General features: G+C 39.0%; 14 protein-coding genes. 6 read left to right on the forward strand and 8 right to left on the reverse strand.

The window, feature by feature from the left end; genetic code table 11:
* Window positions 1–13: 13 nt before the first annotated feature.
* From HMPREF0014_RS08600 to HMPREF0014_RS08610, 3 genes are all read right to left on the reverse strand, one after another.
* Entirely contained in the window at window positions 14–907 is an 894-nt protein-coding gene (locus tag HMPREF0014_RS08600) for an alpha/beta hydrolase (RefSeq protein ID WP_004888070.1), read from the reverse strand.
* Between the two features lie 72 nt (window positions 908–979).
* On the reverse strand, window positions 980–1,834 hold the full coding sequence (locus HMPREF0014_RS08605) for an SDR family oxidoreductase (RefSeq protein ID WP_004888069.1): 855 nt from the start codon (window positions 1,832–1,834) through the stop codon (window positions 980–982).
* Between the two features lie 44 nt (window positions 1,835–1,878).
* On the reverse strand, window positions 1,879–3,366 hold the full coding sequence (locus HMPREF0014_RS08610) for an NAD(P)/FAD-dependent oxidoreductase (protein WP_004888067.1): 1,488 nt from the start codon (window positions 3,364–3,366) through the stop codon (window positions 1,879–1,881).
* A gap of 136 nt (window positions 3,367–3,502) precedes the next feature.
* Between HMPREF0014_RS08610 and HMPREF0014_RS08615 the strand changes: the two genes are divergently transcribed.
* The gene (locus tag HMPREF0014_RS08615; protein WP_004888064.1) at window positions 3,503–4,516 is read left to right on the forward strand and encodes an AraC family transcriptional regulator; all 1,014 of its coding nucleotides are present in this window, start codon (window positions 3,503–3,505) and stop codon (window positions 4,514–4,516) included.
* A gap of 11 nt (window positions 4,517–4,527) precedes the next feature.
* On the opposite strand, the gene HMPREF0014_RS08620 is transcribed toward HMPREF0014_RS08615, so the two are convergent.
* From HMPREF0014_RS08620 to HMPREF0014_RS08635, 4 genes are all read right to left on the reverse strand, one after another.
* A complete protein-coding gene (locus HMPREF0014_RS08620; protein WP_006580753.1) occupies window positions 4,528–5,403 on the reverse strand; it encodes a class I SAM-dependent methyltransferase in 876 nt (291 codons plus the stop codon).
* Between the two features lie 111 nt (window positions 5,404–5,514).
* Window positions 5,515–7,038, reverse strand: coding sequence for an NAD(P)/FAD-dependent oxidoreductase (locus tag HMPREF0014_RS08625; protein ID WP_006580754.1), 1,524 nt, complete (start codon window positions 7,036–7,038; stop codon window positions 5,515–5,517).
* Window positions 7,039–7,061: 23 nt separating this feature from the next.
* Complete coding sequence (locus HMPREF0014_RS08630; RefSeq protein WP_002156874.1) at window positions 7,062–7,895, reverse strand: SDR family NAD(P)-dependent oxidoreductase; 834 nt, start codon at window positions 7,893–7,895, stop codon at window positions 7,062–7,064.
* A gap of 59 nt (window positions 7,896–7,954) precedes the next feature.
* Window positions 7,955–8,914, reverse strand: coding sequence for a metal-dependent hydrolase (locus HMPREF0014_RS08635; RefSeq protein WP_004888059.1), 960 nt, complete (start codon window positions 8,912–8,914; stop codon window positions 7,955–7,957).
* A 524-nt stretch (window positions 8,915–9,438) separates the two neighbouring features.
* On the opposite strand from HMPREF0014_RS08635, the gene HMPREF0014_RS08640 reads away from it, so the two are divergent.
* Window positions 9,439–10,062 carry a TetR/AcrR family transcriptional regulator gene (locus HMPREF0014_RS08640; RefSeq protein ID WP_002156858.1) on the forward strand — a complete coding sequence of 208 codons (624 nt, stop codon included), beginning with the start codon at window positions 9,439–9,441 and terminating at the stop codon, window positions 10,060–10,062.
* A 61-nt stretch (window positions 10,063–10,123) separates the two neighbouring features.
* Here the strand turns inward: HMPREF0014_RS08640 and HMPREF0014_RS08645 are convergent, their stop codons facing one another.
* Window positions 10,124–10,846: a pirin family protein gene (locus HMPREF0014_RS08645; RefSeq protein ID WP_000459994.1), complete on the reverse strand. Its 723-nt coding sequence runs from the start codon at window positions 10,844–10,846 to the stop codon at window positions 10,124–10,126.
* A gap of 511 nt (window positions 10,847–11,357) precedes the next feature.
* Between HMPREF0014_RS08645 and HMPREF0014_RS08650 the strand changes: the two genes are divergently transcribed.
* The 4 genes from HMPREF0014_RS08650 to HMPREF0014_RS08665 all read left to right on the forward strand — a co-directional run bounded on the left by HMPREF0014_RS08650 (window position 11,358) and on the right by HMPREF0014_RS08665 (window position 15,368).
* Complete coding sequence (locus HMPREF0014_RS08650) at window positions 11,358–12,320, forward strand: metal-dependent hydrolase (protein ID WP_004709868.1); 963 nt, start codon at window positions 11,358–11,360, stop codon at window positions 12,318–12,320.
* A 65-nt stretch (window positions 12,321–12,385) separates the two neighbouring features.
* A complete protein-coding gene (locus tag HMPREF0014_RS08655) occupies window positions 12,386–13,216 on the forward strand; it encodes an SDR family NAD(P)-dependent oxidoreductase (protein ID WP_004709866.1) in 831 nt (276 codons plus the stop codon).
* Window positions 13,217–13,239: 23 nt separating this feature from the next.
* Window positions 13,240–14,790: an NAD(P)/FAD-dependent oxidoreductase gene (locus tag HMPREF0014_RS08660; protein ID WP_004888056.1), complete on the forward strand. Its 1,551-nt coding sequence runs from the start codon at window positions 13,240–13,242 to the stop codon at window positions 14,788–14,790.
* 350 nt (window positions 14,791–15,140) lie between these two features.
* The gene (locus tag HMPREF0014_RS08665; protein WP_004709863.1) at window positions 15,141–15,368 is read left to right on the forward strand and encodes a hypothetical protein; all 228 of its coding nucleotides are present in this window, start codon (window positions 15,141–15,143) and stop codon (window positions 15,366–15,368) included.
* The last annotated feature ends 308 nt before the right edge of the window (window positions 15,369–15,676 follow it).

Here is a 15,676-nt window from a genome sequence, read left to right on the forward strand (position 1 = left end):
CTAGTGATATTTTTTATATTGACTGCATGTGTTTATCAATGAATTGTCCAATGCGCTTAATTGAGTCATCGGATTCTTTTAGTATACCTGCATGGAATTGAAAAACGTGCCCAACTTTGTCATAAATCTTAAATGTGGTCGGAATACCGCATTTCTCGGCTTGTTCTGCAAGACGTTTCGCATCATCTAATAAAACTTCTTCGGTACCAACATGGATCAGAACCGGTGGTAATCCGGTTAAGTCAGCATAAAGTGGGGAGCAGGTCGGATCGGTTGCCGATTTTTGGCCGCAATAGTTTTTTGCACACCAAACTAACCAGTCTTCTGAGAGCATTGCATCTTGAACAGCATGAGTTTTCAGCGTGCTTCCTGAAAGACTTAAGTCAACCCAAGGTGAAAGTAAAACTAATGCCGCTGGTAAAGGTAAACCTGCGTTCCTTAGCGCAATAACTGTACTTAAGCTCAGGCCGCCACCAGCGGAGTCACCAGCAATCACAAGTTTTTTGGGATCTTGTCCTTGAGCAAGTAAAGCCTTATAGACTGCAATGCTATCTTCAATAGCAGCAGGGCTTGGATGTTCTGGGGCTAAACGATATTCAGCTAACCAGACTTGTGCCTGAGCTGCATGTCCGATCTGAGCTGCAAGCTTCGTGTGACTTTTTGAGCTACCCACTACATAGCCACCGCCATGCAAATACAAAATGCCGAGCCCTGATTTGGTCGTTTTAGGCTGAATATGAACTGTCGGTACTTGAGCAATATTTTGCTTTTTAGTTTGATAACCACGTGGCCCAAGCACAATAGCACTGGCCGCATCGCTACAAAAACGTTGTAATTTCACTGGCGTTTTAGGAGATAAAGCTGGGCGTAGTGTGGTACGAATGGTCCATGCGAGAAGTTGCTTCATGATAAGCACTCATACTAAGCAGGTGAGATTAGTCAGCATCTCTGAAAATCAAGAGTATGCTGACCACTATTTTTATTTTGCTGACTTATTAAGTAGTCGAGTTTGCCAAGCAGTCGCGGTTGCAAAGATCTTTTGGTAGCCTTGCGGAAGAATACGCTGAATTACATCAACGGCTTTTGCATCGGCTCCAATAAGTAAACGGCGACGGTTCTTACGAACAGCCTCCAAAATTTGCTGAGCTGCATCATCAGCAGGAGTGCGAAGTAATTTATCGAAAGCGTCTTGGCTTTTTAGCGGGTCCATTCCTAAAGACTGGACGCTATTGTTCATACGTGCAGCTTTGGCAATATTGGTACGAATACCACCCGGATGCACACAAGTCGCGCTCACACCAGCATTTTGCATATCAAGTTCTTGGCGCAATGATTCAGTAAAACCACGAACGGCAAATTTACTGGCGTTATAAGCACTTTGGGTCGGTTGAGCTGTTAAGCCAAACATACTGGAAATATTAATAATATGCCCATCACCACTTTGCTTTAAGTAAGGCAAAAATTCTTTGGTGCCATAAACCACGCCCCAAAAATTAATACCAATGAGCCATTCAAGATCTTCATAGCTCACACCTTCCGCTGTACTACCAATCGCGACACCAGCATTATTAAAAATCAGGTTAACTTGGCCATGTTCATCTACAACTGCTTTTGCCCAAGTTGCAACGTCATCACGTTTAGCGACATCAACTTTTTGAGTGGTGACTTTGACAGAGTAGGGCGCTAACAGCTCGACTGTTTTGGCTAACCCAGCTTCACTAATATCAGAAAGTGCCAGGTGACAGCCTTGTTTAGCGAGTGCTATGGCAATTGCTTGTCCAATACCTGAACCCGCACCTGTCACAGCTGCGACTTTATTTTTAAAAGACTTCATAAAATTCTCCGTTTATTTTTCTCATTTCCTATGGCGAAGCTTATTTAAGAAATAGCCGACACCTGAGTGTAGTTTTCAATGTCAAAGCGACGAGTGCGTTGACGATATTCAAGAGTGAAACCCGGCCAGTTATTGGTATTTTTACCATCAGCAGTTTGGTACCAACTGGTACAGCCTTGCGCCCACACCGTTTTTTTCATTTTCTCTTGAATATCTTGATTAAATTCGTGTTGAATTTCGGCACGAATGTTGGTGAACAGCAGGTTATTTTTCAAAGTAGTGCGCAGCGCATCTAAAATATAATTTACTTGGCTTTCAATCATATAAACAATTGAGTTATGCCCGAGGTTGGTATTTGGCCCATACAGCATAAAGAAGTTAGGGAATCCGTTTACTGTCAGGCCTAAATAAGCTTCAGCACCATCTTTCCATGTTTCTTTTAAGGTGCGACCATCAAGTCCAGTAATTTGCATTGGCGCCATAAATTCAGTCGCCGTAAAACCTGTACCGTAAATAATGGCATCAACTTCACGTAGATTTCCTTCCGTGTCTAAAATGCCATGTTCGGTAATTTCTTGAATGCCTGTATCAATCACATCAACATGAGGTTGAGTCAGTGTTTCATACCAGTGGTTAGAAATTAAAATACGTTTACAACCAATTGGATAATCTGGCATTAAGCGGTGACGTAACTTTCCATCTTTAACAACTTTTCGAATGTGGCGCTGAAATAAATATTCCACCAAAGGCATTTCATTGAGTGAAGTTGTAAAAGCAAGTAGGCGAATTTCATGATGACCATATTGCAAGGCACGGTCTAGACTTTGCAAGATCGGCAGTTTACGGAAAGCTTTTTTCTCTAAAGGTTGATAAACCCGATCTGGTTTAGGAATGACATACGGTGCCGAGCGTTGATAAACGTCTAGGTGAGCCACTTGTTTTGCAATTTCAGGTACAAACTGAATCGCACTTGCGCCTGTACCAATGACTGCAACACGTTTGCCAGTTAAGTCATAGTCATGGTCCCAGCGTGCTGAGTGAAATGCCTTACCTTTGAAATTTTCAATGTCTTTAAGTTTTGGATAGGCAGGACGGTTGAGCTGGCCTACCGCGCCCACTAAAAATTCTGCTTCAAACTGTTCACCAGCCGTACTTTGGATATGCCATACGCCTTGCAAAGCATCAAATTCGGCGCTGGCTATTTCAGTATTAAATTTGATGTGCGGACGAAGATCATATTTATCGGCACAGTGACGCAAATATTGATAAATCTCTTGAGATGTCCCGTAGCGATTTTTCCAACCAAGTTCCTGTTCAAAAGAAAAAGAATAAAGATGCGACGGCACATCACATGCAGCACCCGGATAAGTATTGTCACGCCAGACACCACCTACATCGGCAGCTTTTTCAAATAGAGTAAATTGTTCAAAACCTGCTTGTTTGAGACGAATGGCAAGTCCTAGACCACCAAAGCCAGTGCCAATAATGGCGATGCGTACATTTTTATTTGAATTAGACGACGAATTAAACATAGGCTGCTCTAAAATCCTTAAAAACAGTGAGCGAAAAAATCGCAATTTCCTGTATGCAGAATAGACGTTTATTAACTTGATTTAGAGGATGGATGAGGACAAAATATTGTGATTCGAGGACATTCTGAGCGATACAGTGAAGTATGCATGGGCATTTGAACGCAGTGTACATAGTGTTCGGTTAATGGCTGATTTCGCGATGGAATCAGGCATTTCTTATCAGACGATTTTAAAAGGGACTGGACTTAGCCAACAACAATTACTTGATCCTAATATGGTGGTGACAGGCCATCAGGAATTACAGTTGATTCATAACTTGGTTGAGCAACTAGGAGACAGACCGACATTAGGCTTAGAAGTGGGCACACGCTATCATTTCACCACATTTGGGCCATTAGGCATGGCTCTGATGAGTAGCGCCAGCATTCGCGAAGCACTAGATTTGGCTTTAACCTATTTCACGTTAACTTTTGCTTTTACTCGCTTTGAGGTATCGGATACACCAGAAGGAATCCGTATCGAAATTGATGAGCAAGATATTCCCTTATCAGTTCGTCAATTCATTATTGAACGAGATGCGGCTGCGCTCATTACGGTACAGCGAGATTTGGTGCAGGATAATTTTTGCCAATATTTGGCTTTTTCTTTTCAACCTAAAGGCGATGTAGAGCCTTATCGGAATTTATTTGGGGTTATGCCGGAATTTGGCGCAGCCAAAAGTTTTGTGATTCTTGATCCGCAAAAAGTAGACCAGAAGCTACTTATGGCAAATGATCTAGTTTTACATACAGCCGAAGAACAATGTCGTCAAATATTAGAAAAACGCCAATCACAAAATAAATTTACAAACTTAGTGCAACAACAGCTAATGAGTACGCGTGGGGAAATGCCATCTATGGAAATAGTCGCTGATCGGCTGCATTTAAATACAAGAACCCTGCGCCGCCATTTGGCATTAGAGGGAATGACTTTTATCCAAATTCGTGAAGAGGTTAGACAGGTTTTAGCAGAGCAATATTTGGCGTTACCAAAAGCTTCGGTTGAGCAAATTGCCGAATGGTTAGGTTATGCAGAGCCTGCCAGCTTTATTCATGCTTATAAAAGATGGCATGGGAAAACACCTCATGCCATGCGGTTAAATAACCGATAACCCAAGTATCTTTATTTTTTTAAACGCAAATGCAATAAGCGCGTCGCTGATGTATGGCGTATATTGTCGGCACGCTTATAAAAATAACGTTCAGTAATAGCTTCACCAGACAAATCTTCAACCACTTCAAAGCCCATGTTTTTAACAGCATTGTGTAAATCTGAAGGTTTAAATTGGCCTAATAAACGTTCTTTCAGTAAATGGGTAAACTGTGCAACACCGATACTCCCGAGTCGCTCAATGCCGTTTAGCTCCTGAAAATCGGTTGAATAGTCGAGTACTACTTCGCTACCGTTTGCAGCAAACTCAGCAATACTTTTTAAAGTTTGCAGTGTAGTATCCGGTTTTAAATAATGAGTAGTACCCAACCAAGAAAAGAAAGCCGGAGCTTTTCGTACATAGTGACTCCGGGCAAGCGCCTCAGAGATAGATTCTTTTTCAAAGTTAATAGCAACAAATTCAACAGTAGTAGGAATATTTCCTAGTTTTTTGAGTTTGGATTGTTTCGCAGCTTGAGTATCAGGATGGTCGACCTCAAAAATTTTTAAAGTTGGGTAATGTTGTGACTCACGTAATACAAAAGAGTCTAAACCCGCTCCAACCAAAACATATTGTTCAATATTGTGTTGAACAGCCTGATTAAGTAAGTCTTCAGCATAACGTGATCGGCACACAACCTGCCCACTCAATAAACCTAAGGTGCGGTTTAAAAGGGGAGAATTCATTAATTTAACAATGAGCGGAGTAGATAAAAGCTTTTTCCAACCCTTACTGGTCATTTCAAAAGCATAGGGGTCTGAAAATACAGGGTTTGTCGTATTTTTAAAGTGATTTGCGCGTAAGGCAGCGGCGGCTTCGGCAGTACGGCTTGATTGACCTTCTTTCATTTTTAACCTGTTCTTTTATTTCTTGAAGATATAATGAAAAAGGCAGTGTATTTTATCAAAAACAAAAATACACTGCCTATTACTTACAACTGATTTGGTCAAAATTACAAATTAATGTGTTTTTGACGTTTGATATATGACGTCATAATCTTTCAAATCTAGTTTTTTCAAGCGTTGTTTCAGCTTTTTCAATGACCACGGCCATGCTGCAAAGTTGCGACCGTTAGCATCAAGGTAATAACTCTTACAGCCACCACTATTAAATACAGTGGTTTGCAGATGCTTTTGTACCAAGTCGTTGTGCTTTTTAATCACATCAGACTTAACGTTTAGTTTGCTAATCCCTTTGTTTTTAATTTTTAGCAAGCCATCTACAATATAGTCGAGCTGTGCTTCTGCCAAGCCAATAAACGAGTCATAAACCAGTACGTTTGGTCCCAAAACTAAGAATGCATTTGGTACATTTTCAATGTTGGTTCCTAAGTAAGCTTCTGGTGAAGTGTTTTTCCATAAATCATTTAAACGTTGTCCTTTTTCATTAAACACACGTTTACCGATTGGCGGGTGAGATACTTCAAACCCGGTGCCCCAAATAATCACATCAACTTCGTGGCGTTCACCATTGGCAGCAATCACCGTATTTCCTTCAACCTTCACTAAACCATGTGGAATAAGCGTGGTATTCGGTGCTTGTAGTGCAGGGTAGTAATTGTTAGCAAACAAAATACGTTTACAACCAATATCAAAATTAGGCGTTACGTTTTTACGTAACTCAGGGTCTGCAATTTGAAGTTTAAGTAATTGCTTGCCGAGTACATTTACTGGTTTTAGCGCAAGTGGGTTACGTAAACCAAAGTTAATTGCATTCAACGTTAGCGCTACACTTTTACGCCAGCTTGCCTGAATCGCTGGATATTTGGCAATGACGGATTTACTCAACTCGCCCAAGTCGGTATCTGGTTTTGGCAGTACCCAAGGTGCTGTACGTTGGAACACAAATAGCTCTTTTGCTTTGGGTTGAATTTGTGGCACAAACTGAATAGCAGATGCACCAGTACCAATTACAGCAATGCGTTTTCCAGTTAAGTCATAGTCATGGTTCCATTTTGCCGAATGGAACATTTCACCAGTAAAGGTATCTAAACCTTCAAGACGTGGAATTTGTGCTTCGGTAATTGGACCTGTTGCAAAAATAACAGTTCGCGATAGATATTGACCACTAGTTGTATCAAGTACCCATAAATGGCGTGTTTCGTCCCAAGCAGCATTGAGCAGTTCGTTGTTAAACTCAATTTTAGACGTGATATTAAACTCGTTACTTACATCTTCTAAGTAACTTAAAATTTCCGGTTGGCGTGCAAATAAGTGACTCCATTTTGCACTTGGGGCAAACGAGTATGAATACAGAGCTGAAGGTACATCGCAGCCACAGCCCGGATACGTGTTTTCACGCCAAGTACCACCTACACGTGCTGCTTTTTCAATAATTTTGTAGTTGGTATAGCCCACTTGGTCGAGACGAATTGCTGCGGCAATACCGGAAATTCCGGCACCCACAATAAAGGTATCGTAAATATGGCTAGTCGAATTGACAGCTTTTTTTGCTGATGTATTTGTTTTCATTTGAGCAGTCATATGGGTACTACCTATAAAATTTCTTATTTAAATAATTTGTACGATGTACCAAGGAATTTGGTATACAAGCTTGGAGATGCACGTTTCATGAGCCAGAACAACTTCGCGTCGATTTGAGGAATGGTATAAAGCTCATCCTGATCAAGACGGTTAAGTGTGAGTTTGGCGACATCGTCACTTGTGGTGAGTGCGTAGTTCATGAGTGCATGGTCTGCAAGCTTGGAATAGCGGCCCGGAATACGACCATTTTTAATGATATTGGTGGGTACCAAAGTCGGGCAGAGCACATTGACTTTAATGTTAAATTTACGAAGTTCAGCCGAAAGTGTTTCAGACAGCGCACGAACACCCGCTTTCGTTACGTTATAAGCAGTCATTTCTGGAGCAGCCGTGTACGATGCCGCCGAAGCCACATTAATAATCGCGCCATAACCTAGTTTTTTGAACTTTGGCACAAATGCATGACAACCATGAATAACGCCCCAAAGGTTAATATTCATGACCCAGTTCCAGTCTTCTAGACTGAGTTCGTCAAACTTACCGCCTAATCCCACACCTGCATTATTAATGACAAGGGTCACAGGGTGACCAAGTAAAATTTCAGCAGTTTCAGCTAGGTGGTTCACTTGTTCTGCATTACCCACATCGCAGCGCATGGCAAAAGCTTTTGCGCCTTCTTGTTCAAGAAGCTTTACCGTTTCTTCTGCGGCTTCTAAATTAATATCTGCACACACTACGCTACCACCACGTTTTGCCAGTTCAAGTGCAAAACTCCGCCCAATTCCACTGCCTGCGCCAGTCACAACGGCATAAGCTTTTTGGCTTGGTTTAACTTTCTTTTTACCAAATAAAATCATGATTCATCCCGAAATAGATTTAAGGAAAACCAGCCATTGAGTGACTGGTTGCAAGCCAGTTAAGACAAGCGTACAGGCGGAGTAAATTCCTTCACAAAGTAAGGCGCAATTGCACCTCCTTCCTTCAGTAATTTGTCTTTGTAGTACTCTAGATATTCAGTGGTATCATGATCATTTGGGTGGAAGTCAGGGCGTAAGTAATCGAAAATCTGGCCAATCGTGCTACCGAATACGCCATCTTTTGGACCAAAGATAAGTCCGACACCACGGCGAGCGTCTTTCCAGAATTTTCTAGTCAGCATTTCCTGTGGTTTTCTTAAAACAGGAATAAACAAGGTAGTTGCTGGGATTAGACCTAAAATAGTAAAGAAAGCTAAGAAGAAGCCAGAAGCTCGTAGTGGGTAGCTACCATTGAGTAATTGATAAACATCATAGGCAATATCTTTATGCTCAGATTCTTCAAGCATATGCCACATCCATAGCGCACGGCTTTTGGCATCGTCTGAATAGTAGAAATTCTTCTCATGTTTCATCATGTATTCGGCAAGTACAGCCGTAAAATGCTCAATACCAGCCATCATTGATAATTTAAGCGGTTGCGGAAATTTCAAAAACACATATTTAAAGAAGTTCTCGCCCAAGAAACGGTATAAATCGACCGGATATTCAACATCTTTAAGTGCATCGTTATATTCATTATGCAACTTAGAGTGAATCGCTTCTTGACCAATAAGGGAAGTAACACGCTGTTTTAACACTGGGTCTTGAATAAATTCACGGTGGTGACGGGCAGTCTCGATCACCAAATCTTCACCATAGGTTAGAAATACTGAAAGCGTAGCAAAAAACAAGGTGGCAAATTGATTGTTCATATAGAATTCAACATCAATCTCTTTACCATCAAACCCGATATTTAAATGACGGATTGGAATAGATCCTTTACTGGCAAAATCTGGTAACTCGATTTCACGGTAAAATTTGAGTTTGTTTAGTGATTTTTTAACTGTGGTCGAGATCATGGCGACACCTTCAGATCAATCAGTGATAGTGCAGCTACGTCGAAAACCAAAAGCTTTGATTTCCAACAGGGCACTGTAAATTCCATTTTCAAAAAGCATTTTGTCTGCTTACTGACTACGGTGATGTTGCTCCGTTATTTGTTTGATTATTTGACTGAATAACGGAAAAAGAGGGGAACTTGATAAAATGAATCAACCTCTTTTTGGATTTTTTCATGTTAATCTGAGTTTATGTTCGGATTCAATTCGGGTAACTTTTTAAGTTTTATAAGCTCCCATCTAATGCATGAATAGAATAAAAAAATAGTTTTTTAATTTATTAATATATTGATTTTTATTTAAATAATTTAAATTTATTTAAAAATAATTACCTAATAATAAAAGAGCTCATAAGTATGTTTAGCCATGCTCCTATAAAAATTACTCTATGAAATTTGACAACTATTCGGATTTTGTTTTTTTATTAGGGTGGGGCTAAATTACATGCTAACCTGAGCTTATGTTCGGATTATTAATAAGAAAATATGTCTACGCGAAAACCCCGTCAGGCACGAGCCAAAGTCACGGTCGATACCATTATTGAAGCAGGTTTTATTGCCGTAGCTTTGCATGGACCAAGTGGTACCACCACACGTCATATTGCGGAAATTGCAGGGGTGAGTGTGGGGTCTCTCTATGAGTATTTTAAAAATAAAGAAGAAATTTATGATGCGATGAATCACTACTTTGTGAGTGAAATTCTCGACATGATTAAAGAGCTAACCCCTACAATTTTAGAGTTGGAATTAGAGCCTGTCATTGAAATGATTTTTTATACGTTCAGTGATTTATTAAAGAAAAATAATGACCGTTACTTAACCGTTTTACGTTACGCAGGTGAGTTGCAATACGACAAATATATTCCAAAAATTGAACAGGCTTTAATGGAAGTCATCATGAAATATATGATGCATAATCCTAAATATTTAAAAATTAATAATTTACCTGTAATTACCTATATTTGTATTAATAGCGGTATTTTTAACGTAGCAAGGCATCTTATTTTACCTAACCCATTTATTAGTTTTGATGAAATGGTGCAAGGGTTAACAACTATGATCATGAGTTATATCAACACTGAAATGGCACGCTCGGAAGACCATTCATAATTTTTCTTTTTAATAAACATAAAAAAACACCTGCGTATATTTCGCAGGTGTTTTTTGTTGATTATGGCATGGTTGGAATTTCTTCCGGACGCATATCAAAAATCAGAATTTCGGCGTTGTCACCATTAGTAAATGATAACTTGCCTCCATCACGAATTCGTGCAGCATCACCTGTATTAAAGGTTTTACCGTTTACATCAATACGGCCTTTTGCCACATGTAGGTAAACATAACGACCTTCTGGAATTGCAAATTCTGCTGTTTCTTCACCATCAAAAAGACCTGAATAAATATTAATATCTTGTTTGATGGATAAAGTTTTTTCGCCACCTTTTGGTGAAATCATCAAGTGCAATTTACCGCGTTTGTCTTCCTCGGAAATATGCAATTGTTGATAGCCTGGTGTTGTGTTCACTTCATTTGGAACCACCCAAATTTGCAAGAAGTGCACGTTTTCTTGAGCAGAGTGATTAAATTCACTATGTGCAACCCCACGGCCTGCGCTCATTAACTGAATATCACCAGGCACAATAACCGAACCTGTACCCATTGAATCTTTATGTTCTAACGCACCTTCAAGCACATAAGAAATAATTTCCATGTTACGGTGAGGGTGAGTACCAAAGCCTTTTGATGGAGCAACCGTATCGTCATTAATCACAAGCAAATCTGAAAAGCCGACTTGTTTCGGGTCCCAATAATTTGCAAATGAAAACGTGTGTTTTGACTGTAACCAGCCATGATGTGCTGCACCACGCTCATGAGATAAACGCATATCAAACATGATTTATTCTCCTCATCCAATTTTTTTCTCTGAATGCAGTTTATCGTTTTCATTTATGCAATAAAGCTCTAAAAACAGAAAGCTTAGTGTGATTTTTGGAACGCTGAAATTTTGATATGAGATGCGAGGAAGGGTAGGCATAATATTTCATTTTTTATCTTTTAAAGCCATATTTTTATCATTTTAGGACAAATGTATTTTATTTAAATAATTATGAATAAGAGTAGGTTATATAAGTTGTTTGAAATAATCAAAAAATATTTAAGTTGGCAAAAAGTTTCAAAGTAGGTTGGCTTTTTTTGTCCTTGTTCGAGTGGTACATCAAGCGCACTATTTAATCTGATTTGGTGAACTTAACAACACTTAGGTTCATAAAACATGGCAAGGCAGATGTATTCGAGCAAATTTTTGTTCTAGAGCAGTTAAAGATTGCAAGAAATAATCTAAAGACAACTTTACCTGTTTGATTCGACGCTGCCTTGTATTTAACAAATTTTATAGGGTGTCAAAAATGGTCGCTCAAGCTATCCGAAATATTATTTCTCCTAAATCAGTTATAGCTCAGTATCAAAAGATAGATTTCTCAAATAAAGGAACTATCCCAATTCGCCATTTAAATATCGGATTTGATGGTAAAGAAATTGATATCGAGTTTTACGTCAACAACCAGTTTGCAACATTGTTCTTTGCAACGCTTTCGGTTTTCTTGACCTATGGTGAAGATTTGGTGATTGAAACAGCTCGTCACCACCGTGAATTTATTCAAGACCCGATTTTAAAACAGCGAGTTACTTCCCTTATTGGTCAAGAAGCCATCCATTCAAAATTGCATAATGAGTTCAATGATGCAATTAAAGAGCTGGAATATCCGGTCGATTTTTATCGTTTCTTAGGTGAAAACTTCTTTAAATATGTGTTTTTAAAATTCCCACAGCCGTTAAAGCTTTCACTTATGGCGGGTATTGAGCACTTTACGGCAGTACTTGCCGAATACATGATGAAGCATGAAAAGAATTTCTATTATACCGACGATGCCAAAAGCCGTGCTTTATGGATGTGGCATATGCTTGAAGAATCTGAGCATAAAGATATTGCTTATGATGTCTATCAGGTTTTAAACGGTAATTATCCGTTACGTGCAACCGGCTTTTTAATGGCTTTCATCACTATTTTAGGACTTATTCCAACAGCAACTTTATTTGTACCCGTACTACGTAAACCACAAGAAATGCTAACTAAGAAATTCTGGAAAGATGCACGTCGTGGCGTCAACTTAATTTTTAGTCCAAAAGATGGTGTATTTGGTAGCACTATTGGCCAGATTTTTGATTACTTACGTCCTAACTTCCACCCAAATGATCATGACACGACCGAATACCTTGAGTACTACAAAAACAAATTACTTAACGAGGGCGGTGCTATAGCGCCTTACTTTGTGAAGGAATTTACACCACCAGTTCGTGCAGTTTCATAAGCGTATTAGTCATGGCAGTAATACGAAAATTACTGCCGTCTACCTAAAGTTTTTTAGGATTTACTATGATTTTATTTGGTAAGAAAGACCAGCCTAGCCGAAACGCATATGCGGTCGTAACTGGGGCAGGCAGTGGAATTGGTCGTAGCTTTGCAGTTGAACTAGCGAAGCGCGGTGGCAACGTAGTATGTGCAGATATTAATTTAGAAGCTGCAAAAGAAACTGTAAAGTTAATTGAACAGCTTGGACAAAAAGCATTTGCAGTCCAGTGTGATGTTGGGCAAGCAGAACAAGTACAGGCTTTGGCTGATCAAGCAGAACAGTTACTTGATCATCCAGTAACACTCATCATTAATAATGCCGGCGTAGGGCTAGGCGGCAAATTTGATGAAATGAGTTTGGAAGACTGGAAATGGTGTATGCATGTAAACCTATGGGGTGTTATTCATGGTTGTCATGCATTTGTGCCAAAGCTCAAAAAACTAGGTTACGGTGCAATTATTAATGTAGCTTCTGCGGCGTCTTATACCGCAGCACCAGAAATGAGTGTCTACAATGTAACGAAAGCCGGTGTATTGGCATTATCAGAAACCCTTTCAGCCGAGCTACGCAAATTCAATATTAAGGTCAATGTGCTGTGCCCAACTTTGGTACCTACCAATATCATTAAAAATGGTCGGATTCCGGGCCGTTATTCCAAGCTTGCAGACCATGCACTCATGAACTATGCCATGACAACCAGTGACGCAGTTGCGGCTTTAACATTGAATCGATTAGATCGAGGGCAGCTGTATACCACGCCACAGATCGACGCCAAATTATTCTGGCTTATGAAAAGAACGTCTCCAACCCTATATGCAAAGTTCCTTGGGCTTTCGTATCAGCTATTTAAATAAAATTTTGTATAGGCAGAAAAATTATGGTCACTAAACCTAGAACAAATACACGCACACGTAAAACCCAAGAAGTTGCACATGTTTATGACACTTTTATTGTCGGTGCAGGTATTTCTGGCTTAGCTGCAGCAATTAAGCTAAACGAAGCAGGCTTAACCAATTTTAAAATTATTGAAAAAGCCAGCCGCGTCGGTGGCACTTGGCGTGAAAATACCTATCCGGGCTGTGGTTGTGATGTACCGTCGTCACTTTATTCTTACTCCTTTGCCCCAAGTGCAAAATGGAGCCATTTATTTGCACGCCAACCGGAAATTTTAAGTTATTTAGAAGATGTTAGTCGTGAGTTTGATATTGAGTCCTTAATCGAATTCAATACCGAATTATTAAAAGCAGAGTGGGATAACCAAAAAAATATCTGGAAGCTAGAGACAAGCTCTGGTTTGTATATCGCTAAAACAGTTTTATTTGCTACAGGTCCAATTACCGAAGCACAAATTCCACGTCTTGAAGGTTTAGATACCTTTACTGGTGAAATGTTCCATTCGGCAAAATGGAACCATGACTATGACTTAACTGGAAAACGCATTGCTGTAATTGGTACTGGTGCATCTGCTATTCAGTTTGTGCCACAAATTCAACCTAAAGCCAAAGAGTTGTTTGTATTCCAACGTACAGCACCTTGGGTACTACCGAAGCCCGATACGGACTTGGGCGAGTTGAGTAAATCTGTCATTGCCAAATATCCAGCTATTCAAGCGACTTGGCGACAGACTGTGGCGGGTACTTTAAATGTCATTAATTTTGGCCTACGCAACCCAAAAGCTTTAAAGCCTGTCAATTTTGCTGCAAAACAATTGTTAAAGCTGCAAATCAAAGATCCAGTCTTGCGTAAAAACGTAACGCCTAATTTCGATATTGGCTGTAAGCGTATTTTGTTTGCCAATAACTATTATCCAGCGTTACAGGCACCTAACACTACGCTTATTCCACATGGTCTAGTTAAAGTCGAAGGCAATACGGTGATTGCAGCTAATGGTGAACGCCACGAAGTTGATGTGATTATTTGGGGTACTGGATTTGAAGTGTCTCATCCCCCTATTGGTAAACGTGTACATAACGAAAAAGGGGAATGTTTGGCTGAGCTTTGGAAAGACTCCTCACCAGAAGCTTATTTAGGAACCAATATTGAAAATGTACCTAATGCATTTCTTATGCTTGGGCCAAATGTTTTGGTCTATGACTCATTTATTGGTCTTGCCGAAGCACAACTGCAATATATTATAGATGGTTTGCTACAAATGAAGGCAAAAGGTATTGCTAAGCTTTCAGTGAAATCAGAAGTGATTAAAAAGCACAACGACTTGGTACAAAAACATCTACAAACCACAGTATTCAATAGCGGGGGATGTAAAAGTTACTATCTCGATGCAAATGGTCGCAACTTCGCGGCATGGCCATGGTCGTTAAAAAAGCTTAAACAGCGTTTACATCATTTAAAGTTAGAAGAATATGATGTGGTTTATGAAGCTGATTTGATAAAAGCAAAACCTAAAGCTGAAGAAGTTGCTGGTTAATGACTTTATAAAAGCCCATTTTAATTTATTGAAATGGGCTTTTTATTATTGAACGGATTGAACAATAATTTAATGAAGTTAAATTGAAAAATAAATTTAAATATACTTAAAAATAAAAGTAGGTGAATAAGGCTATATAAGTTTTTGTTAAAAAAATATAGTTATTTTTAAAAATGAATTTTTAAGTGAAAAGTATTATTTTTACTCTTTTTTAAAATTGCAAATTAGAAAACATTTTTTATATCAATAGATTGAGTGATTAATAATTATTGTAAATAAATGTGAAAATATTCACAAACTGGTTATTTTTTGTTAAGATCATTAACATTAAAAACATAGAGATAATAATAATGATCAATAAAGTATTAATAGTGTTGTGTGTGAGTATCGTGTTTGTACTAGGGTACTGGGCGTATTTAGATACCCAAAATAAAAGACATCAAGAGCTCATGAGGATTATTCAGGAAGCTGAAAAAAATTTGCAAACAATTGAGCGAAATCCTAATCGTATTAGTCATAGCAATTTAGCTTCATATAATTTGCAAAAATATATCAGCGATAAAAAAGTGTTTTTCTAAGCAAAGTAGTCATTATTATTTGATTTAAAAACTGTGCCATTGATCATATCTTTTCATAAATTTTGATCATGTTGCTTTTGAATCTGTTAAACTTATTGAACGTATAGTAAAAAAGCTGCATAGGGGTTATGCAGCTTTTTTGTGTTTCAAGAGGGGCTGTGGCTATTTTCTGTGTATGACAGCAGAAATCGAATGAGTGGCATATTTGTTGCTTCGTCTATTGAAGATTTTTGTCTAGAGATCTGATCAGAAAAACAAGATTGCTCAGATACCTACATAGAAGTACATATTCCACAGCTCAGATTTTG

This window comes from Acinetobacter sp. RUH 2624 (assembly GCF_000162375.2).
GTDB lineage: Bacteria > Pseudomonadota > Gammaproteobacteria > Pseudomonadales > Moraxellaceae > Acinetobacter > Acinetobacter nosocomialis.

Bases quoted from the DNA above. Each gene is read 5' to 3' on its own strand.
- HMPREF0014_RS08600 (WP_004888070.1), bottom strand. From the start codon at position 907: ATGAAGCAACTTCTCGCATGGACCATTCGTACCACACTACGCCCAGCT.
- HMPREF0014_RS08605 (WP_004888069.1), bottom strand. From the start codon at position 1,834: ATGAAGTCTTTTAAAAATAAAGTCGCAGCTGTGACAGGTGCGGGTTCA.
- HMPREF0014_RS08610 (WP_004888067.1), bottom strand. From the start codon at position 3,366: ATGTTTAATTCGTCGTCTAATTCAAATAAAAATGTACGCATCGCCATT.
- HMPREF0014_RS08620 (WP_006580753.1), bottom strand. From the start codon at position 5,403: ATGAAAGAAGGTCAATCAAGCCGTACTGCCGAAGCCGCCGCTGCCTTA.
- HMPREF0014_RS08625 (WP_006580754.1), bottom strand. From the start codon at position 7,038: ATGACTGCTCAAATGAAAACAAATACATCAGCAAAAAAAGCTGTCAAT.
- HMPREF0014_RS08630 (WP_002156874.1), bottom strand. From the start codon at position 7,895: ATGATTTTATTTGGTAAAAAGAAAGTTAAACCAAGCCAAAAAGCTTAT.
- HMPREF0014_RS08635 (WP_004888059.1), bottom strand. From the start codon at position 8,914: ATGATCTCGACCACAGTTAAAAAATCACTAAACAAACTCAAATTTTAC.
- HMPREF0014_RS08640 (WP_002156858.1), top strand. From the start codon at position 9,439: ATGTCTACGCGAAAACCCCGTCAGGCACGAGCCAAAGTCACGGTCGAT.
- HMPREF0014_RS08645 (WP_000459994.1), bottom strand. From the start codon at position 10,846: ATGTTTGATATGCGTTTATCTCATGAGCGTGGTGCAGCACATCATGGC.
- HMPREF0014_RS08650 (WP_004709868.1), top strand. From the start codon at position 11,358: ATGGTCGCTCAAGCTATCCGAAATATTATTTCTCCTAAATCAGTTATA.
- HMPREF0014_RS08655 (WP_004709866.1), top strand. From the start codon at position 12,386: ATGATTTTATTTGGTAAGAAAGACCAGCCTAGCCGAAACGCATATGCG.
- HMPREF0014_RS08660 (WP_004888056.1), top strand. From the start codon at position 13,240: ATGGTCACTAAACCTAGAACAAATACACGCACACGTAAAACCCAAGAA.
- HMPREF0014_RS08665 (WP_004709863.1), top strand. From the start codon at position 15,141: ATGATCAATAAAGTATTAATAGTGTTGTGTGTGAGTATCGTGTTTGTA.